General features: G+C 42.2%; 26 protein-coding genes and 1 pseudogene. 7 read left to right on the top strand and 20 right to left on the bottom strand.

Annotated elements, in window-relative coordinates; translation table 11 throughout:
- Positions 1-437 (bottom strand): VOC family protein (locus VB694_RS01820; RefSeq protein ID WP_323358609.1); only part of this gene is annotated, 437 nt, incomplete at its 3' end.
- A gap of 60 nt (positions 438-497) precedes the next feature.
- Complete coding sequence (locus VB694_RS01815) at positions 498-1,010, bottom strand: TIGR02652 family protein (RefSeq protein ID WP_323358608.1); 513 nt, start codon at positions 1,008-1,010, stop codon at positions 498-500.
- A 241-nt stretch (positions 1,011-1,251) separates the two neighbouring features.
- Between VB694_RS01815 and VB694_RS01810 the strand changes: the two genes are divergently transcribed.
- From VB694_RS01810 to VB694_RS01800, 3 genes are all read left to right on the top strand, one after another.
- Positions 1,252-1,773 carry a gamma carbonic anhydrase family protein gene (locus VB694_RS01810; protein ID WP_323358607.1) on the top strand — a complete coding sequence of 174 codons (522 nt, stop codon included), beginning with the start codon at positions 1,252-1,254 and terminating at the stop codon, positions 1,771-1,773.
- 249 nt (positions 1,774-2,022) lie between these two features.
- Positions 2,023-2,148: a photosystem II protein Y gene (locus VB694_RS01805; RefSeq protein ID WP_323358606.1), complete on the top strand. Its 126-nt coding sequence runs from the start codon at positions 2,023-2,025 to the stop codon at positions 2,146-2,148.
- A 29-nt stretch (positions 2,149-2,177) separates the two neighbouring features.
- Entirely contained in the window at positions 2,178-3,521 is a 1,344-nt protein-coding gene (locus tag VB694_RS01800; RefSeq protein WP_323358605.1) for a folylpolyglutamate synthase/dihydrofolate synthase family protein, read from the top strand.
- 71 nt (positions 3,522-3,592) lie between these two features.
- Here VB694_RS01800 and VB694_RS01795 read toward each other — a convergent pair whose 3' ends face one another.
- On the bottom strand, positions 3,593-4,891 hold the full coding sequence (locus VB694_RS01795) for a sugar ABC transporter substrate-binding protein (RefSeq protein ID WP_323358789.1): 1,299 nt from the start codon (positions 4,889-4,891) through the stop codon (positions 3,593-3,595).
- 228 nt (positions 4,892-5,119) lie between these two features.
- On the opposite strand from VB694_RS01795, the gene pilM reads away from it, so the two are divergent.
- The 4 genes from pilM (at position 5,120) to VB694_RS01775 (ending at position 10,292) form a co-directional block, all read left to right on the top strand.
- Positions 5,120-6,262, top strand: a complete 1,143-nt coding sequence (gene pilM, locus VB694_RS01790; protein ID WP_416233460.1) for a type IV pilus assembly protein PilM — start codon at positions 5,120-5,122, stop codon at positions 6,260-6,262.
- 4 nt (positions 6,263-6,266) lie between these two features.
- A complete protein-coding gene (locus tag VB694_RS01785) occupies positions 6,267-7,064 on the top strand; it encodes a PilN domain-containing protein (protein WP_323358604.1) in 798 nt (265 codons plus the stop codon).
- The gene (locus VB694_RS01780; RefSeq protein WP_323358603.1) at positions 7,061-7,846 is read left to right on the top strand and encodes a pilus assembly protein PilO; all 786 of its coding nucleotides are present in this window, start codon (positions 7,061-7,063) and stop codon (positions 7,844-7,846) included. Before VB694_RS01785 ends, VB694_RS01780 begins: the two co-directional genes overlap by 4 nt.
- A 127-nt stretch (positions 7,847-7,973) precedes the next feature.
- Positions 7,974-10,292 carry an AMIN domain-containing protein gene (locus VB694_RS01775; protein WP_323358602.1) on the top strand — a complete coding sequence of 773 codons (2,319 nt, stop codon included), beginning with the start codon at positions 7,974-7,976 and terminating at the stop codon, positions 10,290-10,292.
- A gap of 195 nt (positions 10,293-10,487) precedes the next feature.
- Here the strand turns inward: VB694_RS01775 and VB694_RS01770 are convergent.
- From VB694_RS01770 to rplR, 17 genes and pseudogenes are all read right to left on the bottom strand, one after another.
- Positions 10,488-10,589, bottom strand: a pseudogene (locus tag VB694_RS01770) (transposase); the annotation flags it as partial.
- Positions 10,590-10,773: 184 nt separating this feature from the next.
- Entirely contained in the window at positions 10,774-11,868 is a 1,095-nt protein-coding gene (prfA, locus tag VB694_RS01765; protein ID WP_323358601.1) for a peptide chain release factor 1, read from the bottom strand.
- A gap of 105 nt (positions 11,869-11,973) precedes the next feature.
- Entirely contained in the window at positions 11,974-12,207 is a 234-nt protein-coding gene (gene rpmE, locus VB694_RS01760) for a 50S ribosomal protein L31 (RefSeq protein WP_323358600.1), read from the bottom strand.
- 116 nt (positions 12,208-12,323) lie between these two features.
- Complete coding sequence (rpsI, locus tag VB694_RS01755) at positions 12,324-12,740, bottom strand: 30S ribosomal protein S9 (protein WP_323358599.1); 417 nt, start codon at positions 12,738-12,740, stop codon at positions 12,324-12,326.
- Positions 12,740-13,195: a 50S ribosomal protein L13 gene (gene rplM, locus VB694_RS01750; protein WP_323358598.1), complete on the bottom strand. Its 456-nt coding sequence runs from the start codon at positions 13,193-13,195 to the stop codon at positions 12,740-12,742. The genes rpsI and rplM overlap by 1 nt, the downstream gene beginning before the upstream one ends.
- A gap of 64 nt (positions 13,196-13,259) precedes the next feature.
- The gene (truA, locus tag VB694_RS01745) at positions 13,260-14,138 is read right to left on the bottom strand and encodes a tRNA pseudouridine(38-40) synthase TruA (RefSeq protein WP_323358597.1); all 879 of its coding nucleotides are present in this window, start codon (positions 14,136-14,138) and stop codon (positions 13,260-13,262) included.
- A gap of 101 nt (positions 14,139-14,239) precedes the next feature.
- The gene (gene rplQ / locus VB694_RS01740) at positions 14,240-14,590 is read right to left on the bottom strand and encodes a 50S ribosomal protein L17 (RefSeq protein WP_323358596.1); all 351 of its coding nucleotides are present in this window, start codon (positions 14,588-14,590) and stop codon (positions 14,240-14,242) included.
- Between the two features lie 32 nt (positions 14,591-14,622).
- Entirely contained in the window at positions 14,623-15,567 is a 945-nt protein-coding gene (locus VB694_RS01735) for a DNA-directed RNA polymerase subunit alpha (RefSeq protein WP_323358595.1), read from the bottom strand.
- Positions 15,568-15,917: 350 nt separating this feature from the next.
- Positions 15,918-16,313, bottom strand: a complete 396-nt coding sequence (gene rpsK / locus VB694_RS01730) for a 30S ribosomal protein S11 (RefSeq protein ID WP_323358594.1) — start codon at positions 16,311-16,313, stop codon at positions 15,918-15,920.
- Between the two features lie 54 nt (positions 16,314-16,367).
- Entirely contained in the window at positions 16,368-16,748 is a 381-nt protein-coding gene (gene rpsM, locus VB694_RS01725; protein ID WP_323358593.1) for a 30S ribosomal protein S13, read from the bottom strand.
- 111 nt (positions 16,749-16,859) lie between these two features.
- Positions 16,860-16,973, bottom strand: coding sequence for a 50S ribosomal protein L36 (gene rpmJ / locus VB694_RS01720; protein WP_013191489.1), 114 nt, complete (start codon positions 16,971-16,973; stop codon positions 16,860-16,862).
- A 117-nt stretch (positions 16,974-17,090) separates the two neighbouring features.
- The gene (gene infA / locus VB694_RS01715) at positions 17,091-17,315 is read right to left on the bottom strand and encodes a translation initiation factor IF-1 (RefSeq protein ID WP_006276978.1); all 225 of its coding nucleotides are present in this window, start codon (positions 17,313-17,315) and stop codon (positions 17,091-17,093) included.
- Positions 17,316-17,536: 221 nt separating this feature from the next.
- On the bottom strand, positions 17,537-18,091 hold the full coding sequence (locus VB694_RS01710; RefSeq protein ID WP_323358592.1) for an adenylate kinase: 555 nt from the start codon (positions 18,089-18,091) through the stop codon (positions 17,537-17,539).
- Positions 18,091-19,401, bottom strand: a complete 1,311-nt coding sequence (gene secY, locus VB694_RS01705; protein ID WP_323358591.1) for a preprotein translocase subunit SecY — start codon at positions 19,399-19,401, stop codon at positions 18,091-18,093. The genes VB694_RS01710 and secY overlap by 1 nt, the downstream gene beginning before the upstream one ends.
- A 69-nt stretch (positions 19,402-19,470) precedes the next feature.
- Positions 19,471-19,917, bottom strand: coding sequence for a 50S ribosomal protein L15 (rplO, locus tag VB694_RS01700; RefSeq protein ID WP_323358590.1), 447 nt, complete (start codon positions 19,915-19,917; stop codon positions 19,471-19,473).
- 84 nt (positions 19,918-20,001) lie between these two features.
- Positions 20,002-20,526 carry a 30S ribosomal protein S5 gene (gene rpsE, locus VB694_RS01695; protein WP_323358787.1) on the bottom strand — a complete coding sequence of 175 codons (525 nt, stop codon included), beginning with the start codon at positions 20,524-20,526 and terminating at the stop codon, positions 20,002-20,004.
- Between the two features lie 97 nt (positions 20,527-20,623).
- Positions 20,624-20,986, bottom strand: coding sequence for a 50S ribosomal protein L18 (rplR, locus tag VB694_RS01690; RefSeq protein ID WP_323358589.1), 363 nt, complete (start codon positions 20,984-20,986; stop codon positions 20,624-20,626).
- Positions 20,987-20,988: the final 2 nt, after the last annotated feature.

The following is a 20,988-nucleotide window of genomic DNA, read 5'->3' as shown; positions in this document are numbered from 1 at the left end:
TATTTCCTGTTCCCTATATTTGACAAAAACCTGATAAACTCCAAAGGTAAGCCATCAGCGTCGGCGATGAAAGCGACTTCTAAAATGCGATCGCCGATTTGTTGTTGAGTTGGTTCTAAAAGAATTGTGAGGGGTTGCAACTCAGATACTACAGAAATTCTCTCCTTTAAATCTGATAACCAACTGTGTAAATCTGGTACAGTTTCAGTTAAATCAAAAGAAAGATGATAATACCCCACATAATGCTCATCTGCAAAAGCATCTGGGGCTGGTTTAGGCTGGGGAATTTGGATCAATTCAATGCGGCTATCCAAACCTTCCATCCAGCAAGCTAAAGTATAACCTGTAGTGAAGCGATCGCCAACCGTAAATCCTAACTGCTCATAGAAAGCGATCGCACGGTGAATATTAGCAGTCCGAATAGAAGCATGGTGCATAGAATTTTAGATTTTATGATTGAGGATAAATCTACAACCTAAAATCTAAAATAGCCATATTTATTCAAACAATCGAAAATAAGGATAACGCACTGGGACACCAGGCTCTTTATCCAAATCAAAATTAATCACATCCCAACAAGGTTCTTGAGCAGGATCAGGACCAAACTCCACTGGTAAGCCATACAAACGAGCAACACCAGAATCTGGTTGTCCAGAACGCCAAGGACTACTGCGTTCCAAATAGCCACTCATCAACTCCTGATAGCGTTGGGCAATAATCACCCTTGTAGCTCTATATCCTTGAGTATACAACTTATCTAACGCTTCGTGAATTTCAAAGCGAATACCATCAGGATGAGTATGTTGTCGATACCATTCATTATTCCACCTACGCCAATGACGACCCGACTGAAGATGTACCAACTCCCCAGTTTTCGGGTTCGCTTCAAAAGCGCCATGACGTGTACAAAGATAAGTATCAGTTAGTGTCAGCGCGGGAATATTTTGGCGACAGTGGGGACACTGTATTTCAGGGCCAAATATTGGGTACTGTAAGCCTGGATTCATCATGAAGTGTGTACAAGCATAATTTTATTTTTACCAGCACCAATAGGTTGGATTTAACACTCTGACTCCGTTACCTTGAGTTAGCTGCTCAGTGCAACGCGCAACAATGAGTTGCAGTCAAAGCGATTTTCAGCAGGTCTTTCCTTAGCGAACCAACAAAACAGCTGTGATATCCTTATTGTGCAACCAGCCTCAAAGGTTGGAGTTTTTCCAGTGTTCCTGGGTACCATATCAATATTCTATCGTGTCTACTGTTTCCTACTGGACATCTCCCGATTTTTCTCAAGCTGCTTTTATCGCAACCAATGCCGTTGTTGTCGGCTCAGTCAACATCGCAGCAGGGGTAAGCCTGTGGTATGGTGCAGTAGTTAGGGGAGATGTAGAACGCATTGAAATTGGCGAATGCACAAACATTCAGGATGGAGCTATTTTACATTGTGATCCTGGTCTGCCCACAATCTTAGAAGATCATGTCACTATAGGACATCGTGCCGTGGTACATTCTGCTCATATTGAACGTGGTTGTTTAATTGGCATTGGCGCAATTATTTTAAATGGGGTCAGAATTGGTCATAGTAGCATCATTGGCGCTGGTGCAGTAGTAACCAAAGACATACCTCCATTTTCCTTAGTAGTAGGTATCCCCGCTAAGATTGTCCGTCAACTCACAGACACCGAAGCCACAGAACTTATCGAACACGCCCAAAAGTACCATAAATTAGCCCTAGTTCACGCCGGTAAGGGGACTGATATTGGTTTTCATTAGGTGACAGATGACAGATGACAGGTGACAGAAAAGAGCGCAGAGGAGATGGGGAGATGGGGAGAAGAACTTTCTTCTATTCCAAGTCCCCAATCCCCAATCCCCAATCCCCAATCCCCAATCCCCAATTACCAATTACCAACTTAATCATTCTTTACACTTACCCTTGGAAAAATACCCCACTTCAGATCAAAATAAAAATTGATAACTGTTGACAAAACTTTAATTTCTACTTAACAGAGGCTTCTAAATATGGACATTGATACCCGTGTAGTCATCGTATTAGCACCACTCGCCATTGCAGCAGGTTGGGCTGCTTTTAATATAGGGGCTGCTGCTATCAGACAAGTACAAAACTTTTTAAGCAAAGAAGCTTAATTCGGGTAATGGGTAATGGGTAATGGGTAATGAGTTATACTTATTTATCAATTCCCAATTCCCAATTCCCAATTACCGTGAATATCGACTCATTGCTCCAACCCTTTCAACACTTTGGTGTTAATCTCGGACTATCACGCATTGTCAAGTTATTGGCAAATCTGGGAAATCCCCATCATCAAGTTCCTGTCATTCATGTTGCTGGAACTAATGGTAAAGGTTCTGTTTGTGCTTATCTTTCCTCCATATTGACTGAAGCTGGTTATCGCACAGGACGCTACACTTCCCCCCATTTGGTAGATTGGACAGAGCGCATTTGTATAAATGAACAGCCAATCGACCTAGAAAATTTCTCTCAATTAATACTACAAGTTCAAGCTGCTATTGACAAAGAGCAAGAATCGCCGACTCAGTTTGAAGTAATTACCGCAGCAGCTTGGTTATATTTTGCACAACAAAAAGTTGATATTGCCGTGGTAGAAGTAGGACTAGGAGGGCGTTTAGATGCGACTAATGTTTGTAATCAGCCTCTAGTCACAGTTATTACTTCTATAAGCCGGGAACACTGGCAACAACTAGGTCCAACAGTTGCAGATATTGCTAGAGAAAAAGCTGGTATTATTAAAGCTGGATGTCCTGTAGTCATGGGACTATTACCAGCAGATGCCGAGAAAGTCGTAATATCTCGCAGTTTAGAATTACAAAGTCCTATTTTTACCCCTCAACCTGCAAAAGAAATTAACCCCGGATGGGCAGAATATAAAAGATGGGGAGATGGGGAGAAAATAGAAGAATCGAAATCTACAATTAAATATCTTTTACCATTAAAAGGACAAATTCAATTAACAAATTCAGCTTTGGCTTTAGCAACTTTAGAAATATTACAACAACAAGGCTGGCAAATTTCCGAATCTGCCATTATTAATGGGATAGGAAAAACAAAATGGCCAGGAAGAATGCAATGGTTCAGATGGAAAAAGCATGATAAAAATTATCAATTGTTGATTGATGGCGCACATAACCCAGCAGCAGCAGCAGTTCTAAGAAATTATGTAGATAGTTTTAATAAGAAAAATATAACTTGGGTAATGGGAATGTTAGCCACTAAAGATCATGCTGACATTTTTCAAGCATTACTAAAAACAGGAGATAAATTATATTTAGTACCAGTTCCTGATAGTAATTATGCCAATCTTGATGAGTTAAAAAAAATAGCCTTTGAAACTTGCCCAAATTTAGGTTTTTGCAGCACCTATTCAGATGTGTTTTTAGCTTTAGATGCTGCTTTTACCTCTACAGATAACACAGATAACTTAGTTGTTTTATGTGGTTCTCTCTATCTGATAGGATATTTTTTAGGGAATAGGGAATAGATAGAAAATTATTCTCTTCTAGTCACCAATCCCCAATCCCCAATCCCCAATCCCCAATCCTCAATTACCGATTACCGATTATCCCATTGTTGTGCTGCATCTTCGACAGCTTTATCTACAGTTTTTACATCCAACATTGCAGCTTGGAGATTTTCATAAATTGCCTTTTGTAAGACTTTAAAATCCTTCATTTTCGGAGTTAAAACTTCCGCTGTTTGCATTTGTTGGGCGCTGATAATACGTCCTTTTTCTACAGTTGAAGCATTAGCAGGAACTTCCTTAAAATAACTATCAGATAATGCTTTAACCGTTGAAGGTAAAACATTAGCAGCTTTAGCAAAAGCTAATTGATTTTCGTCATTAGTCACAAATAAGGCAAATTTCACTGCTGCATCTGGATTTTTAGTAGCGCGGGGAATAACTAAATTCATCACAGCCACATTTTTCTTATTTGTATCTCCTGTAATTTGGGGTGCTATAGCCGAAGCTTTAGCTATTTCTGGTGCATTATTAGAAATAGTTTTAAGAAACTCCGGACCAGAAGCTAAAAAAGCAGATTCTCCAGATTGGTATAAATCAATTGCATGACGGTGGCCTTGTGTCAATGATTCTTTAGGTAGTAATCCCTTCTTATACAAATCTACCCAATATTGAAAAGCTGCTTTTCCTTGTGGTGTATTAAAACCCGCTTTACCATCAGCATTTAATAAAGTAACTCCCATTTGGACAAAAGATTCTAAAACTTCACCAGAATCTTGGGGGACAAAAGAGGCAAAAAAGGCGTATTTACGAGTTTTATCTTTAATTTGTGCTGCTGCTGACGCTAATTCTGTATAAGTTGCAGGTGGTTTTGTTATACCCGCTTTTTTTAACAAATCAGTGTTATAAATAGTTAACCTCGTGGTGAGATACCAAGGAATGCCAAAACTCTTGCCATCAAGGGTACTAGCTTGCCAAATATTAGGCAAATAGGAAGAACGAACTTGATTAGGGATTTTTGCATCCAAATCTAACCAAGCATTTCGTCCGGCTAGTTGGGAAGCAAAATCTGGGTTAAGGTTAACAACATCTGGTGGCGTTTTTGCGGAGACAGCTGTTAAAATCTTGTTCTCCATTGCTGCCCAAGGCACATCCACCCATTTTACTTTTATACTGGGGTTTTGTGATTCAAAGTTTGTAATCAGACTTTGGAAGTAATTGGTAAATTGCGGTTGGAGTTGCATTGTCCAAAACTCAATAGTTGCAGTTTCTGAAGTAGCTGACTTTGTGGTTTTGCTGACATCACCTGTGCTGCAACTTACCACCCAAGTAGCCAGTAAGCCAAGTAGCGCCCAAACAGTTAGTTGTTGAAATTTTTGCGATCGAATCATCATGATAATATTTTGACGGTTAACAGAGTGGAAAAACTTATGCAGAAATGTCGAGATTATAGGCTATATAGATTACTTAGCAAGAACATCCGTTACTAGTTAAGGGATAGATGATGGGTGACAGGGAAGAGAGGAAGATAAATGAATTCAAAATTGAAGAATTTACCTTCTGTCTGCTGCCTCCTTTTTCTCAAAATTGTCCATTTTAGTAGTCTAGTGAGTAAAACTGTGGTAAACGTCTTCAGTAATCTCAGTAATCTTAGTAATTTTAGTAAGATTGGTAATTTCCTTGGTAAATCTAAGAAAGGTGTTGGTATCGAACTAGCACCAGATCGAATGAACATAGTGCAAATGCGTAAGCAACGCCAAGGTTTAAAAATAGAATCTTTGACCACAATTCCCGTACCAGAAGGTATAATTATTGACGGTCAAATTAATGATTCTCCCCGGATGGCGGAACTTATCCAGATGGCAATGGCGGAAAAGAAAATTAAAGCTTCCCGTGTTGCCACCTGTATACCTGGACGAGATGCCATTGTCCGTGTTATCCCTGTACCAGCAGAGTTGGATAATAAAGAGTTACGTGAGATGGTACTTAACCATGAGGCCGCATTGTATTTGCCTTATCCACGAGAGGAAGCTGATGTAGATTATCAAAAATTGGGGTACTTTGTAGACGAAGATGGCATTGAAAAAGTACAAGTTCTTTTGGTTGCCACTCGCAAAGAAGTGACAAATACCTATATTAATACTTTTGCTGAGGCTGGATTAGCGGTTGATGTTTTAGAAATTAACAGTTTTGCCCTAATTCGGACTATTCGTGATCAGTTGCGGTTATTTGGACCACAAGAAGCAGCAGTTTTGGTTGATATTGAATTTGACAGCACTGAAATTGCCATCATTATCAATGGAGTACCACAATTTTCGCGGACTGTTCCCATCGGTACATATCAGCTGCAAGCAGCTTTATCTAGGGCGATGAATTTACCCACATCACGAGAGATGGATATGTTGATGGATATGACTATTCCAGCACAGCCTCTAGATAGTGGAAAAACTGGCCTAACTGGCGCTAATCCAGGTATGGGTCCGATGTTGAAAGTATTGGGGGAGTTATCGGATGAACTGCGCCGTTCTATTGATTTTTATATCAATCAGAGTGAAGGCTTAGAAGTCGCACAGATTCTACTCGCTGGCATGGGTGGAGGACTGCAACAGCTGGATGAATTCTTTACTCAACGATTAGGTTTTCCCACCACTCAAATAGATCCAATTAGAGATTTATCTTTGCAGGTAGAAGCTGAAAAATATCCCCCAGTGCAACGTCCTGGTTTGGGGATAGTGCTTGGTTTAGGAATGCGGGAGGCATAACAAAATGTACAGTCTAGATATTAACTTTCTTAAAGACCGCTCACCTGCTGAGATTGCCGAAAAACCACCCAGACCACCAATTAACGTAGAGGAATTAGTCCCAGCGTTTTTGGGAGTTGGTGTAGGTTTATGTTTTCCCGCTTTGGTTTTTGGTGTGTTGCTGTTTTTAAATGGCCAAAGTGCTGGCTTAGAACAAGCAATACAGAAACTAGAACAGGAAGGTAAAGAGTTAGACGGTAAAATAGCCGACATTAACAAAATCAAGGCAGAAACCGCTGGTATTAAAGATCAAACACAAGCTTTAGTAACAGTGTTTGATCAGATTCGTCCTTGGTCAGCTATGTTACAAGATTTTCGCGATCGCATTCCAGCAAATGTGCAGGTTGAAAATATCAAGCAAATTCCGCCTGTGCTAATAGCCAATAACAACAGCCAACCCGCCAAAAAAGATAAACCACCTATCAATCCTGCCGGGTTACTAGAAATTAATGGCTATGCTCGCTCTTTTGCTGATGTCAATGATTTTCTACTGAGTATGGGAAAATCCAAGTTATTGAATGCAGCCGAAAGCCGAATTAGTACAGCAGAGTTAATGGATGCACCGCCAATAACTGGTGCTATTCCACCCGAAACTAAATCTGAAGTAAAAATCAAACCCCCTCAAGTGGTTAAATACACTATTAAAGTCAGTCTAAGTAATGTACCAGCATCTGAATTAATGCGTGAGTTAGAACAAAAAGGCACAGTTGGATTAGTTGATAGGATTCGTAGCCTGCAAAAAACAGGAGCAATTGCCAAATGACATTTAGTGATGATTTAAATTTTTCTAAAAGTAACAATTTTGATGATGTCTCATCATCCTATCCTACCGCCTTTGGTATAACTTTCACACCAAAAATCATAGGTGTGATTGTTGGTGGTTTGGGGTTTCTGGGCGCTGTTTATATGATAGTAAACATGGTCATGCCCGCATGGGATAATTACCAACAGTTACAAACCAAAAATAATGCTCTGCAAGGAGAAGTAGAACAAAAGAGATCCCAATCTCAACAAGCTCCCAAGGTAAAAGCAGAATTAGCTCAGACCAAACAGCAACAAACCCAAGTTTTAGCCTTATTTGCTAATGAAAAAAGTTTGGATACATTGCTGATTGATACCAGTCGCTTAGTAGATTCCAGTAATACTCAAACTCTGGGAAATAATGGTATTAGAGCCAAACTCAAAAGGTTTGTACCATCAGGAGATCAGGCAGAGATAATTACTGATAGTAGTCTGGGAGAAAAGGTTAACAACAAGCTCAAACGCCAGGTGATCGAGGTAGAAATTGAAGGTAACTTTGAACAAACCCAGGCAATCATGCGTAATATTGAGCGTTTACAGCCTTTGTTACTAGTTCAAGAATATGACTCCAAATTAGTGCCTCCAGAGGTAGACAAGGCAGATGACAAAAAGCCAGCAGTGCGAACTGAAATCGGCAAACTGTCAACTTCTTTTAATTTAGTGGCATTAATGCCATTGACTGCGGAAGAACAGGCAGAAATAGCAGCAGATGAAGCAGCAAAAGCCGCTCCACCGCAGAAGTAAGCATCAAAAATCCTGAGTCCTAATTTGTAACTTGAATGCAAATTTAATGTACAATAGGTTACTTTTGGACTTCTGGTTAACTAGTAGATATACAGACTGTTTTTTATTTAATTGTGAGGAATGAACTGTGAAACAAGTTCATAGTAATGTTTTAATTTCTAGCGCGGCTGCTTGTATCCTTTTAGCAGCGCAGCCTGTTTTGGCACAGACCACCGAAATTACTGAAGTGAAACTAAATCCCGCTGATGGGGGAATTAGTGTAATGTTAAAAACATCTTCTGGTAGCAAACCCCAGATTTTCACCACAAAAAGAGATAAAGCCTTAGTCGCAGATATTATTAATACTCAACTGCGTTTACCCGAAGGTAAGAGTTTCCGTCAAGAAAACCCCGCACCGGGAATAGTATTTGTAGAAGTTAATCAGTTAGATGCTAATAGTGTGCGCGTTACCGTGATGGGCAATGATAACGCTCCTTCTAGTCAGCCTGTTGTTCGCAAAGATAACAATTTAACTCTTGGCTTTCTTAGCAATGGAGACGCAACAGCAGCATCTACAACACCAAGTACCACATCAGAAACCATAACTGCTGCTACTCCAGCCGAATCAGGTAAAAAGCCAGAGATACTAGTCCCTAACCCACAAGTATCTATTGATGGTAAACCTGCACAACCAGCAGGACCAAATCAACCTTATAACGTAGCGCCTCCTTTTTTACCTAGAGCAGTCGCCCCACCAGTGGGAGATATTACAGTATCTAATATTGATACTTCTCCCAGTAGTATTGATTTAGGAACACAGGAACGAGTACCTCGTTTGGTGTTGCGCGATGCACCAGTGAGAGAAGTTTTGTCACTTTTAGCTCGTGCTGCTGGTTTGAACCTCGCTTATATTGGGGCTGAAGGAGCAGCAGCAGCGCCACCTGCTGGAGGTCCACCAGGTGCTGCTACCAGTAGTCAGACAATTTCTTTAGATATTGAAAATGAACCTGTGCAAGATGTATTTAACTATGTTTTGCGCTTGAGTGGGTTAGAAGCTAACCGCAGTGGGAGAACGATTTTTGTCGGGGCTAAACTTCCTAATACCACCCGTGATAATGTGATGCGGAGTTTGCGACTCAATCAGGTAACGGTAGATGTGGCTTTAAACTTTTTGGTGGCCTTAGGTGCTGAAAGTGCGGTGAGTCGTGAACGACTTGTTACCAGCGTTAATGCTGTGCCTGTTGGTGGTGCTGCTAATGCCGCAATCACTGAAACTCAGACGACTACGGAAACAAAAATTGAGACTCAACGAATTGACTATAAAGACTCAGTACCCTTACTCAGAGGGTTGCAAGCATCTGGAGACGAACGGACAAATTCTGTCACCTTAGTTGGAAATCCTAAGATAGTTGAGATGGCAGTGTCTCAACTCACTCAGCTTGATGTCCGTCGTCGTCAAGTTGTGGTGAATGTCAAAATTATTGATGTGAATCTTTCCGGTCTGCAAGGGTCTAATGCCAGCTTTTCTTTTGGTCTTGGGAATAGTTTCTTTGTCAGTGACGGTGGTGCAGCAGCGTTTAATTTTGGTGGTGTGAATCCACCTAGTCAAGAAGCTACTGTTGGCAGCGTATTATCTCCAACTGTGACGGGAGCGCCCTTTCCAGCAGGTGTTGAGGCAAAACCGTTTCTTGACCCTCAAACTAATGCACCGTTTGGACAGGTTAGTGGTCAGGGGGTTCGTCCTTCTTTTGGAACTACTAACAATCCTCTACAAGCTGGGATTACAGAAATCACTGCTGCCACTGGTACAACTCCTGCTAAATTTACTTATGAAGTACCAACTTTATTCCAATATCCCAAACGTTTTTTAGCCAGTCTACAGGCTCAAGTAAGAACTGACAATGCCAAAATTCTAACTGATCCAACCCTCATAGTTCAAGAAGGACAGGAAGCCACAGTTAAGTTAATTTCAGAAGTATACGGTGGGATTAGAATAACGGCAGATTTAAGAGAACCAATCATCAAGGAAGCAGGACTAAGTCTGGCAGTTAAAGTCGAAAGAATTGATGATAATGGTTTTGTTTCCTTGTCTGTTGCACCCACCGTGTCTGGTATAGGTAGTACCGCATCCACAATTGATGGTACGATCACTCTATTAGCCGCAAGAACCCTGGAATCTGGTTTAATCCGTCTACGAGATGGTCAAACACTTATTCTGTCTGGAATCATTCAGGATCAAGATAGAACCAGTATTACCAAGCTGCCCATCTTGGGTGATATTCCCATCCTTGGTTCGCTGTTTAGAAAAACAGACAGAACTAATGAACGCAGAGAGGTAATTGTGTTGCTGACACCGCAGGTAATGGATGACTCAGAGCGTTCTAGCTACGGTTATAATTACACTCCTAGTCCACAGGTGCGGGATGTGCTTGAGCGTCGCGGGTTAAGAGTTCCTGGTAGCCGGTAGACTGTACAGATACCCGGATTGTTGTTGACACTCCCCGCTCTAAAGAGACGGGGATTCTTAAGACCAAATAAATAATCTTAACGGCGATATCAATGCGCCTCTACTGATTCCACTAGAACTTAATCTCTTTAAACAATGGAACTATAAATTGAGAATGGAAAATTTTGGTTCTTCGGTACTTGTTATGCTAAACTATTAACCGAAATGCCAATTTAATAAGCATCTAATTCGGAAATTTTCAAAGTTTTTCAATCCATATCCCGAACGTTTTATTAGTTTAAGCTTGTTATTAATTCCTTAGTCCACGAAGGTGGACTTCGCTTGTGTAGTAGCGAATTATATTCGCCGAAAACTTTTCTTTGTGCCTACCCTACGGGATCTCTAAGAGAGATTGCGCGAAACAAAAGCAAGAAAAAACCGCCTATTAATGTAAAAATAAACAACAAAATAAGCGGTTTTCTGAGATATTTAAATGTAAGGATTAGTTGTTAGAGGCAGCTAATTCTGCCAAACGCTCTTGTTGGTCTTGAGAAATACAAGATTGAACAACTGTTTCTAAATCACCTTCCAAGACAGGATTAAGCGTGAAATTCTGACCTAAACGGTGATCAGTTACGCGACTATCTTTATAATTGTAGGTGCGGATTTTTTCAGAACGAGAACCTGTACCTACTTGCGATCGCCTCATCGAAGTTACAGCCTCTTGTTGTTCCCTTAACTTCATTTCATAAAGTTTCGCCCGCAGAATTTGCATCGCCCGTTCTTTGTTTTGTAACTGGCTGCGTTCTTCTGTACAGAAAATTCTGATTCCAGTTGGTTTGTGGAACAAGTCAGCAGCTGTTTCCACCTTGTTGACGTTTTGACCGCCAGCACCACCAGAACGTGCTGTACTCATTTCAATATCTTTGGGGTCAATATGAATTTCCACATCATCCACTTCCGGCATAATAGCGATAGTAGCTGTTGAAGTGTGAACTCTTCCCCCAGCTTCTGTAGCAGGTACGCGTTGCACACGATGTACACCAGCTTCAAACTTTAGCTTACTGTAAACGCTATCGCCTTGAATTTCTAGAATAACTTCTTTGAAGCCCCCCATTTCACCCAGAGATTCGCTGACTAGCTTCACTCTCCAACCTTGAGTATCAGCATAACGGGAATACATCCGCAGCAAATCTCCAGCCCAAATACTCGCTTCATCACCACCAGTCCCAGCGCGAATTTCCAGCATGATGTTTTTATCATCATTGGGGTCACGGGGTAGCAGCAACACCTTCAAGCGACTTTCTAAGTATTCCAGTTTTTCTACTAGTTCATTTACCTCCAAAGCTGCCATTTCTTGCAACTCTGGATCACTATTTGCTTCTTTGAGTACCTGACGCGCCCCTGTTAATTCTTCCTGGGCAGTTTTCCAAGTTTCGTAGGTATTAACTACTTCTTCCAAAGAAGAACGAGACTTGGCTATTTTTTGATACTCATCAGGGCTTTTTGCCGTATCAGGGTCGCCCAGGCGACGAGTTAATTCATGAAAGGTTTGTTCAACAGATTTAAGTTTCTCCAGCAGGTATGATTCAGCCATGACGCGTGCGATTGCTCCTAAAAAATAACAAGTGTGGCTACTGCATTAAATGACAAGCGACCCTACATCAATGCAGGGTCGTCGTTAAAAGCTACAGCCAACCAGCTACTTTTTGTTTTTGTCGCCCTGCTCGCTGGACATACCATATTTGCGAAGGAAGCGTTCAACTCGACCCTCAGCGTCAATCATTTTCTGAGTGCCTGTGTAAAATGGGTGGTTTCCAGACCAAACATCTACGTGTAGTTCGGGTTTAGTAGAGCCAATAGTCATGACAACTTGACCGTTGCAGTAGACTTTTGCCTCTGGATACCACTGGGGATGAATATCAGATTTAGCCATTGTTTCTTGTGTGGTGAATCTATATCAATTATAACTTTCAGGTTTTCAACGGGATTAAGGATTAGAAGTGATGGTTAAGAAAATTGCCCAGTTTCCAGTCCCCAGTCCCCAGTCGCCTATCGTTTGGAGTATTGAGGTGCTTTCCGAGCTTTGTGTAAACCGTATTTTTTACGTTCTTTAGCTCGTGGGTCACGAGTTAGGTAGCCTTCGGTTTTCAAAGGTGAGCGATTATCGGGATCTAGCTGACATAAAGCACGAGCAACACCCAAGCGAATGGAATCAGCTTGACCTGTTAATCCGCCACCTACCGCTTTTACCAAAATGTCATATTCGCTTTCTAATCCTAAAGTCTCTAAGGGCGCTTTAATAGACCCTAAATAGTTAGCATTAAATTGGAAATATAATTCTCCATCTTTGCCATTGACGACAAACTTACCTGCGCCTGGAACTAGGCGTACTTGTGCCACTGCGGATTTGCGGCGACCAGTACCCCAATATACGGCACGACCGCTATTAGCTTCTGCTATTTGCATTAGTTTTCTCCCGGAATTGTATTAATAATGAGTTCTTTTGGTTGCTGCGCTGCATGGGGATGTATAGGACCAGCGTAGACTTTCAATTTTGTGAATAATTGCCTACCCAAGCTATTTTTAGGCAACATACCTTTAACAGCTTGTTCTAAAATCCGTTCTGGTAGGCGTTGTTGTAGTTTAGCAAAGGTCTCTGTCTTCATCCCACCAGGACGACCGGAATGGCGACGGTAAACTTTTTGGGTCCGCTTTTTACCTGTAACTGCCACCTTTTCGGCGTTGATGACAACAACGAAATCACCTGTGTCTAAGTGAGGTGTGTATTCGACTTTTCTTTTGCCTCTTAAAACCATAGCAATTTCGCTGGCTAGTCGGCCAAGGCGTTTATCGGCGGCATCTACTATGTACCAATCTCGCTCAAGGGATGCTTGAGGAGGAACGTAAGTTTTACTACTCATTGTTATTTTTCCTTTGTTTTTGTTCTTGGTCAGTTGCTGGTTGTCAGTTGTCAGTCGTTAGTTGTCAGTGGTTATTCTCCACTGTTCCCTGTTCCCTGTCACCTGTCATCTTTCCATCATGACCAAACACTAAATATGGTAGGGTGTCGTACCAAACTTCCGGGGGAAACGGAAAATCTGGATACCCTACTCTTAACAAGCATAAGCCTTGGGGTGGTGCGGCATATTTCACTTTTTCCCGGCGTTCTTGTTTCCATATCTCAGTGAAATTATCGAGTGATCGCTGTCCAGAACCTACTTCTACCAGCATCCCTACCAACAGCCGCACCATGCCATACAAAAATCCATTTGCTTGAATTTCAATATGGATAAATGGATTTTTTCGATGACATTCTGCTGCTTGTACTTCTACCCAGGAATGCGATCGCGCTGATCCTGCACGATGGAAAGCAGCTAAATGATGTTTTCCCAGCAGAGGTTTAAGGGCAGCTTGGATTAAAGATTCATCCAAGGGAGCATAATAATAATGCCAACTGAAGGAGTTCACAAACAAGTTTGGTAGAGCTTCAGTATGGATTGTGTATCTATACCGTCGAAACACTGCACTAAAGCGAGAGTGCCAACGATCATTTACAACCGCCGAAGCCCTAATTAATATATCCGGGGGTAGATAACTGTTCAGAACTTTTGCCCACTTGTGCGCGGGAATTAAACCTGTCGCATCAAAATGGGCTACTTGAGCAGCCGCGTGAACTCCGGCATCGGTTCGCCCTGCGCCGTGGAGTGTCACATGATACCCCAGAACAGTAGCTATAGCTGTTTCTATCTCTTCTTGGACAGTTCGCTGCACCTTTTGCCGTTGCCAGCCATGAAAGTTAGTACCTAGATACTGAATGACCAAGGCTACTCGATAAGTTGGTATTGGCTGGCGGCTTTCTAACATACTGGTTTTGCTAAAAGGCAAGAGGCAAAAGGCAAAAGGCAAAAGGCAATAGTTCTATCATGTGTAATTTATATTTTCCCTATTCCCTATTCCCTATTGCCTTAAACTAATTCAATAATCGCCATTTCCGCATTATCGCCACGACGAGGGATAGTATGCAGAATGCGAGTATAACCACCCTGGCGGTTGCCATATCGAGTAGGTGCTTGCTCAAACAAAGCATGAACTAGTTGTTTATCATAGATGTAACCCAAAGCCTGACGACGGGATGCTAAAGAGCCATTTTTAGCGAGGGTAATCATCTTTTCAACTTCACTCCGCAGAACTTTAGCACGGATTAAAGTTGTAGTAATTCGACCATGCCGAATTAGTTCGGTGGTTAGCGATCGCAACAGAGCGCGGCGCTGGTCAGCTGGTTTACTGAGTTTTTTGACTCGACAACGGTGACGCATGATAATGCACTATGAATTATTAACGGTTTGACTTAACTAGGCTTAGATCCTCTCTCTTGCGGCAAAGTAATACCTAATCGGCGCTGTAAAGCTTCTACTACCTCTTCCGCTGACTTTTGACCAAAGTTTTTGATTTCCAGGAGGTCTTCTTGGGTATAGTCCAACAAATCCGCCACGGAGTTAACCTGCGCTCGTTTGAGACAGTTATAAGCCCGGACAGAAAGCTGCAATTCTTCAATGGGAATCTGAGCAGTAGGATCGTCTGGAATTTCTGAACCTGTATCTGTTGGTTCCAGGGAGATATCTTTCAACGGGTTGAATAAATCTACCAAAATTCCCGCAGATGAAGATAGTGCTTCTTGGGGGGAAAGACTGCCATTAGTCCAAACTTCTAATAGTAATCGATCTTTGAGTGTTCCATCTCCACGTGCTTCTTCAACGCTATAGTTGACTTTTCGCACTGGCATAAACACTGAATCAATTTGCAGAAAATCCAAAGAAGTGGCTTCTTCCCTTCCCCGCTCGACAGTGCGATAACCTTTGCCGCGCTCGATCCGAAATTCCATTTCCAGCTTGCCACCTTCGGCTATGGTAGCTACATACTGAGTTGGATCAATAACTTCTACTTCACTGGGTAAATCAAAATGTGCGGCTGTGATCGTTGCCGGACCGTTCACGAGTAACCGACCAATCTGGGGTTGAGAGGAATAGCTTTTGAGGATGACTTCCTTCATTCGCATGAGGATTTCCAGCACGTCTTCCCGCACACCGGGAACTGTGGCAAACTCATGATTCACCCCAGCTATACGTACGGCTGTAACTGCTGTCCCCTCTAAATTGGAAAGTAAAACCCGCCGCAACGCGTTGCCTACTGTTGTTCCTTGACCACGTTCTAGCGGTTCCAGAACAAATTTACTGTAATGGCTCCGACTTTCCTCATTATTAGACTCTACACATTCAATTTGAAACTGCGCCACGGAGTAGCCTCCCTTTTAAGGTGCTGCTAGCAGACAAATGATTTGCCTCTCGAATTCACTTTATGATCTGATCTGTATCTGTGGTTGATCAAACTGCCAAAATCTAAGAGTCTTAAAGTTTGATCTCCCAATTTAAGCAGCAGGCACTGAATAATATTGCGGATGGTCGAAAGTTTAGCAGCCCTCCCTCTAGGAAGAGCTGATTTGCTTCCTATTCACCTTATGGATCTGAGACTGACAAGTATTAATTCTGCTAAAGCAGTTGATAATCTATGAAGTCCCAGTCATCCTTTGAGGTGATTTTCCTTAGCATTAACTTCCGCCTACATGAAGATGCTTAAATTTGATATTTAAACTCGACGGCGCTTGGGTGGACGGCAGCCATTGTGAGGAATAGGAGTAATATCCCGAATCAGCGTAATTTCTAGTCCTGCCCCTTGTAGCGCCCGGATGGCAGTTTCTCTACCGGCTCCAGGTCCACTGACCATGACCTCAATTTGACGCATTCCTTGATCTATGGCTCGACGGCCGGCACTTTCAGCTGCGGTTTGTGCAGCGAAGGGAGTTCCCTTTTTTGCCCCCTTAAATCCACTAGAACCAGCACTTGCCCAGGAGATGACATCTCCATTTTGATCGGTAATGGTGACAATGCTATTGTTGAAAGTAGACTGAATGTAGGCAATGCCGTTGGGTACGTTCCGTTTCTGCTTTTTGCTCCCGGATTTTTTAGTTGGTTGTCTCGCCATATTTGTTTGGTGAATTTAAGGTAAAACTTGCTTGGATGAGCAAGCCAAGAAAAATTATTTGCCAGGAGCTTTCTTCTTCCCAGCCACTGTCTGTCTTCTCCCGCGTCGGGTTCTGGCGTTAGTGCGGGTTCTTTGTCCTCTCACGGGTAAGCCCATGCGATGACGACGGCCTCGATAACAACCAATATCAACTAGGCGCTTGATGTTCATCGCCTCTAAGCGGCGTAAGTCTCCTTCAACTTGATAGTTGCTTTCTATTTCGCCTCTCAGGGCTGCTACATCAGCATCAGTTAAGTCTTTAACGCGGGTGTCTGGGTTTACGCCTGTAGCCGCTAGGATTTCATGCGACCTTGATAACCCAATTCCGTAAATGTAAGTCAGACCAATCTCAACGCGCTTGTCGCGGGGAAGGTCTACTCCCGAAATCCGTGCCACAATTAGTATCTCCCTCTTTTGTTCTTAATCGCAGTTACCAAAACGTGATGAATCACGTCCTTTGGTTTTGATGGTGATTTTGGACTGCACCAGATGCTGGTAATCAGAGTCCTATCCTTGACGTTGCTTGTGTTTCGGATTTTCACAAATCACCATGACGCGACCACGGCGTTTGATCACGTTACACTTTTCACAGATTTTTTTGACTGAGGCTCTGACTTTCATGCCTTTTCTAATTGACTCCAAATAGTAAATTATAGCATTTCTAGAGAAATTATTTCAGTTAAGTAAATGGGTAAATCCCAAAAAAGCTGATTTATGGTAAGATTTTCTACATAATGTTTACTTCTTCCGTAGTCTATAGGTGATTCTGCCTTTTGTCAGGTCATAAGGAGTTAACTCCACTTTGACCCGATCTCCTGGTAAAATTTTGATGTAATTACGGCGAATTTTACCGGAAATGTGTGCTAGGACATTAAACCCGTTGTCCAAGTCAACACGAAACATTGCATTGGGCAATGACTCGGTGACAGTTCCTTCCATTTCAATTAAATCTTGTTTAGACAATTTGTTTTTTCCTCAACTCAACAATCTTCTGTTCCATTGCTACTCATGCAATCGGTACAAAAACATAACTTGCGAAATATATCAACAGTTTATTAATATATCTTAGCTAAAAGGGAATGGGTACTGGGGATTGGGGATTAGGGACCAGGAAAAGGCGCTTAACTATTCCTTGTCTTGCTTGCCTTATTTTCTATGCTCCTATTATTCCCCTGAATTTCCCCTTAAGCAACTATGACGTTTTTTAATTCAGTCGTGACTTCTTCTTGGGACTGATTGCCATTAACAGTCAAAAGTTTATGGAGATTGCCATAATATTTAATGAGCGGTGCAGTATCTTGGCGATAAACTTCTAGACGATGGCGAATCACTGCTTCAGTATCATCCTTACGTCCCCGATCCAGTAACCGAGCGATGACAACTTCATCGGGTGCATCAAGGTTAACTACCTTTTCCTGACCCTGACTAATGTTCACCAATAGTTCCCCTAAAAAAATTGCTTGGGCAACTGTGCGAGGAAAGCCATCGAGAATCCAACCTGCTTCAGTATCTGCTTTATTCAGACGTTCCTTGACCATATCTTCTACCAGTTGATCAGGGACTAAATCACCCTTATCCATATAGCTTTGCGCTTTTAAGCCCAAATTTGTTTGGTCGAGAATGGCTTGCCTTAAAATGTCGCCAGTAGATATATGGGGAATATGCAAAAATTCAGCCAGACTTTTAGCTTGAGTTCCTTTACCTGCCCCTGGTGGTCCCAAGAAGATTAATCGCGTCACTATTGTTTCACCATTCCTTCATAGCGTTGAGAGATAACGTAGGTTTGAATCTGTCTTGCTGTATCAATTGCAACGCCCACTAAAATCAACAAAGAGGTAGCACCCAAACCTCTAAAAGTGGGGACATTTAAGGTACTTTCTATAGCTGTAGGGATAATTGCCACTAAACCTAAAAAAAGCGATCCTAAAAAAGTCAGTCGGTTGCTAACACGCTCAATATACTCGCTAGTAGCCTTGCCAGGACGAATACCAGGAATACTAGAACCCATTTTCTTCAAGTTTTGTGCCACATCTACGGGGTTGAGAATCAAGGAAGAATAGAAGTAGCTAAAGAAGATAATAGAAACCATGTAAACCAAAGCATAAACCCAAGAACCTGAACCGCTAGGACTCAGATAGGTGTTAACTATATTTGCCAAATCAGTATTTTTAGTAAAGTTGGCAATTAGCAGTGGCAAACTGAGGATAGCCGCAGCAAAAATAATCGGCATTACACCACCTTGATTTAAACGTAAAGGCAAAAAGCTACGCTGTTCTGCTAATACTCTACGTCCTACTTGGCGACGAGCCGAAATAATCGGTATACGACGCATCCCTTCCTGTACAAACACAATACCAACAATGGTGGCTAGAAAAACTAGTACCAGTACAATCACCTGGCCAACTACTTCCTTCTTAACTTGTACTAAGTCAATGGTATCGCCTAAAGATTTTGGTAAAGAAGCCACAATATTGACAAAAATCAACAAAGATGCGCCATTACCAATACCACGTTCTGTGATCAGTTCTGATGCCCACATCACGAACATTGAACCAGCAGTGAGAGCGATCGCTGTTTCCGCTACAAATATTGGACCTGGATTCAAAGCAAATTGTTGCAGGAACAATGCCGAAAAAGCCACACTTTGAACAATTGCCCAAACTACAGTCACATAGCGGGTAATTTGCGATATTTTCCGCCGACCTGCTTCTCCTTCATTTTTCTGTAAATTTTCTAAAGAAGGAATAGCCGCAGTCAGTAATTGGATGATAATTGACGCATTGATGAAGGGCAAAATCCCCAAAGCAAATACGCCTAAAGTAGAGAGTCCCCGTCCCGAAAATATATCTAATAAACCGAAGATGGAATTATTGCCAGATATAGCTTCTGCAAATCTCTCGCGATTAATTCCTGGTACTGGTAAAAAGATGCCCAGGCGAACCAAAATTAAAATACCGACAGTGACAAGCAGCCTACCTCTTAGTCCAGCTGCTTGCGCCATCTGCATAAAAGTTTCTTGAGCCGTTGGGGCTTTGTCTCGACTGATCATAGAGTGCTACCTTTATAGTGAACCAGGCGCTGGAAGCGAGTTGACTAGCTTGGGATGCTCCGTCCTGGCTCAGTCTAATACTTGACAACTCCCGCCAGCTGCCTCAATTTTGCTACGAGCTTGTCCTGTAAAAGCTGCTGCTTGTACATTGAGCGGAACGCCCAATTCCCCATTCCCCAAAATTTTCAATGGTCCCTTGACAGATGTAACAATACCCGCATCTTTTAAGGAAACTAAAGTTACTTCTGAATTAGCAGGTAGGGAGGCCAACTTCTCTACATTTATCGTAGTGTAATATTTACGATTAACGACAGGAAAGCCCTTGAGTTTGGGTATACGACGGTACAAGGGCTGCTGACCACCTTCAAATCCCGGTCTAGTGCTGCTACCAGAGCGAGATTTTTGACCCCGCATACCCAGACCTGCACTAGCGCCTTGACCGGCAGAAATACCTCTACCTACACGCTTACGGCGTTTTTTTGAGCCTTTTTGAGGCTTAACATCGTTGAGTCTCATTTTGATTTGCGATTTTAGATTTGGGATTGATAATCTCGTTTTGCTTGTGGATTTTAGATAGAAAATCCCATATTTAAAGCGTTACTAAATATAGAGATTCTCGATGGCAATGCCCCGATCTTCAGCGACTTCAGCAAATGTCCGCAGTGTAGATAGAGCATTAACAGCGGCTCTAGCATTATTCAGAGGATTATTAGAGCCTAATTGTTTAGCAAGAATGTTACGTACTCCTGCTAACTCTAATACAGTCCGAACTGCACCACCCGCAATTACACCTGTACCAGGTGCAGCTGGACGCATAATTACCTTAGCGCCTCCACCAATTCCATTAATAGGATGAGGAATGGAATTGGATTTAGTAATAGGAATGTCTATGAGATGTTTTTTACCATCTGCGACACCTTTTTTGACTGCACCAATTACATCAGACGCTTTACCAACTCCCACACCAACTTGGCCTCGCTCGTTACCAACGACTACAATTGCGCGGAAGCTGAGTTTTTTACCACCTTTGACGACTTTACTAACACGAGAGATTTGAATCACCCGTTCTTGCCAGTTAGTTTCTTCTTTTTTCGCCTTGTTTGCTTTACGACGACCCGTTGCCATAATCAATGCTCTCTCAACGTTAGTTGTCATTAGTCATTAGTCATTAGTCATTAGTCATTAGTTTTCGCCAATACCTAATTTCCGATGCCTAATAACTTTAGAAATCTAAACCAGCTTCGCGTGCAGCTTCAGCCAGTGCTTTGATGCGACCATGATAAAGGTTGCCACCACGATCAAAAACGACTTTGGTGATACCTTTTTCTAATGATCGCACTGCTATCAACTTACCAACTTGCGCTGACGCATCACAGTTAGCTCCAGAAGATAAATTAGATTTCAACTCTGGTTCTACGGTGGATGCTGCCACGATGGTTTGATGTTGCGTATCATCGATCAGTTGAGCATAAATATGCTCATTAGACCTAAATACAGCTAGACGTGGTCGCTCTGCCGAGCCGCTGATTTTACCACGTACACGCCGATGACGGCGCTGTTTTGATTCTCTACGAGTAAGTTTCATGT

The sequence above is a fragment of the Anabaena sp. UHCC 0451 genome, assembly GCF_034931405.1.
Lineage (GTDB): Bacteria > Cyanobacteriota > Cyanobacteriia > Cyanobacteriales > Nostocaceae > RDYJ01.
The sequence above is the reverse complement of the archived record's forward strand: the minus strand, read 5'-3'. Positions and strand labels throughout refer to the sequence as shown.

What these genes read in the sequence shown, in the direction of transcription:
- rpsI (WP_323358599.1), bottom strand. Translation starts at nt 12,740, where the DNA reads ATGCAAATAGCAGAAGCTAATAGCGGTCGTGCCGTATATTGGGGTACT.
- rpmE (WP_323358600.1), bottom strand. Translation starts at nt 12,207, where the DNA reads ATGGCTAAATCTGATATTCATCCCCAGTGGTATCCAGAGGCAAAAGTC.
- rplM (WP_323358598.1), bottom strand. Translation starts at nt 13,195, where the DNA reads ATGAGTAGTAAAACTTACGTTCCTCCTCAAGCATCCCTTGAGCGAGAT.
- VB694_RS01815 (WP_323358608.1), bottom strand. Translation starts at nt 1,010, where the DNA reads ATGATGAATCCAGGCTTACAGTACCCAATATTTGGCCCTGAAATACAG.
- rplR (WP_323358589.1), bottom strand. Translation starts at nt 20,986, where the DNA reads ATGAAACTTACTCGTAGAGAATCAAAACAGCGCCGTCATCGGCGTGTA.
- rpsE (WP_323358787.1), bottom strand. Translation starts at nt 20,526, where the DNA reads ATGGCAACGGGTCGTCGTAAAGCAAACAAGGCGAAAAAAGAAGAAACT.
- rpsK (WP_323358594.1), bottom strand. Translation starts at nt 16,313, where the DNA reads ATGGCGAGACAACCAACTAAAAAATCCGGGAGCAAAAAGCAGAAACGG.
- secY (WP_323358591.1), bottom strand. Translation starts at nt 19,401, where the DNA reads ATGATCAGTCGAGACAAAGCCCCAACGGCTCAAGAAACTTTTATGCAG.
- rplQ (WP_323358596.1), bottom strand. Translation starts at nt 14,590, where the DNA reads ATGCGTCACCGTTGTCGAGTCAAAAAACTCAGTAAACCAGCTGACCAG.
- rpmJ (WP_013191489.1), bottom strand. Translation starts at nt 16,973, where the DNA reads ATGAAAGTCAGAGCCTCAGTCAAAAAAATCTGTGAAAAGTGTAACGTG.
- VB694_RS01800 (WP_323358605.1), top strand. Translation starts at nt 2,178, where the DNA reads ATGAGTTATACTTATTTATCAATTCCCAATTCCCAATTCCCAATTACC.
- VB694_RS01780 (WP_323358603.1), top strand. Translation starts at nt 7,061, where the DNA reads ATGACATTTAGTGATGATTTAAATTTTTCTAAAAGTAACAATTTTGAT.
- VB694_RS01785 (WP_323358604.1), top strand. Translation starts at nt 6,267, where the DNA reads ATGTACAGTCTAGATATTAACTTTCTTAAAGACCGCTCACCTGCTGAG.
- truA (WP_323358597.1), bottom strand. Translation starts at nt 14,138, where the DNA reads ATGTTAGAAAGCCGCCAGCCAATACCAACTTATCGAGTAGCCTTGGTC.
- VB694_RS01795 (WP_323358789.1), bottom strand. Translation starts at nt 4,891, where the DNA reads ATGATTCGATCGCAAAAATTTCAACAACTAACTGTTTGGGCGCTACTT.
- VB694_RS01805 (WP_323358606.1), top strand. Translation starts at nt 2,023, where the DNA reads ATGGACATTGATACCCGTGTAGTCATCGTATTAGCACCACTCGCCATT.
- prfA (WP_323358601.1), bottom strand. Translation starts at nt 11,868, where the DNA reads ATGGCTGAATCATACCTGCTGGAGAAACTTAAATCTGTTGAACAAACC.
- rplO (WP_323358590.1), bottom strand. Translation starts at nt 19,917, where the DNA reads ATGAGACTCAACGATGTTAAGCCTCAAAAAGGCTCAAAAAAACGCCGT.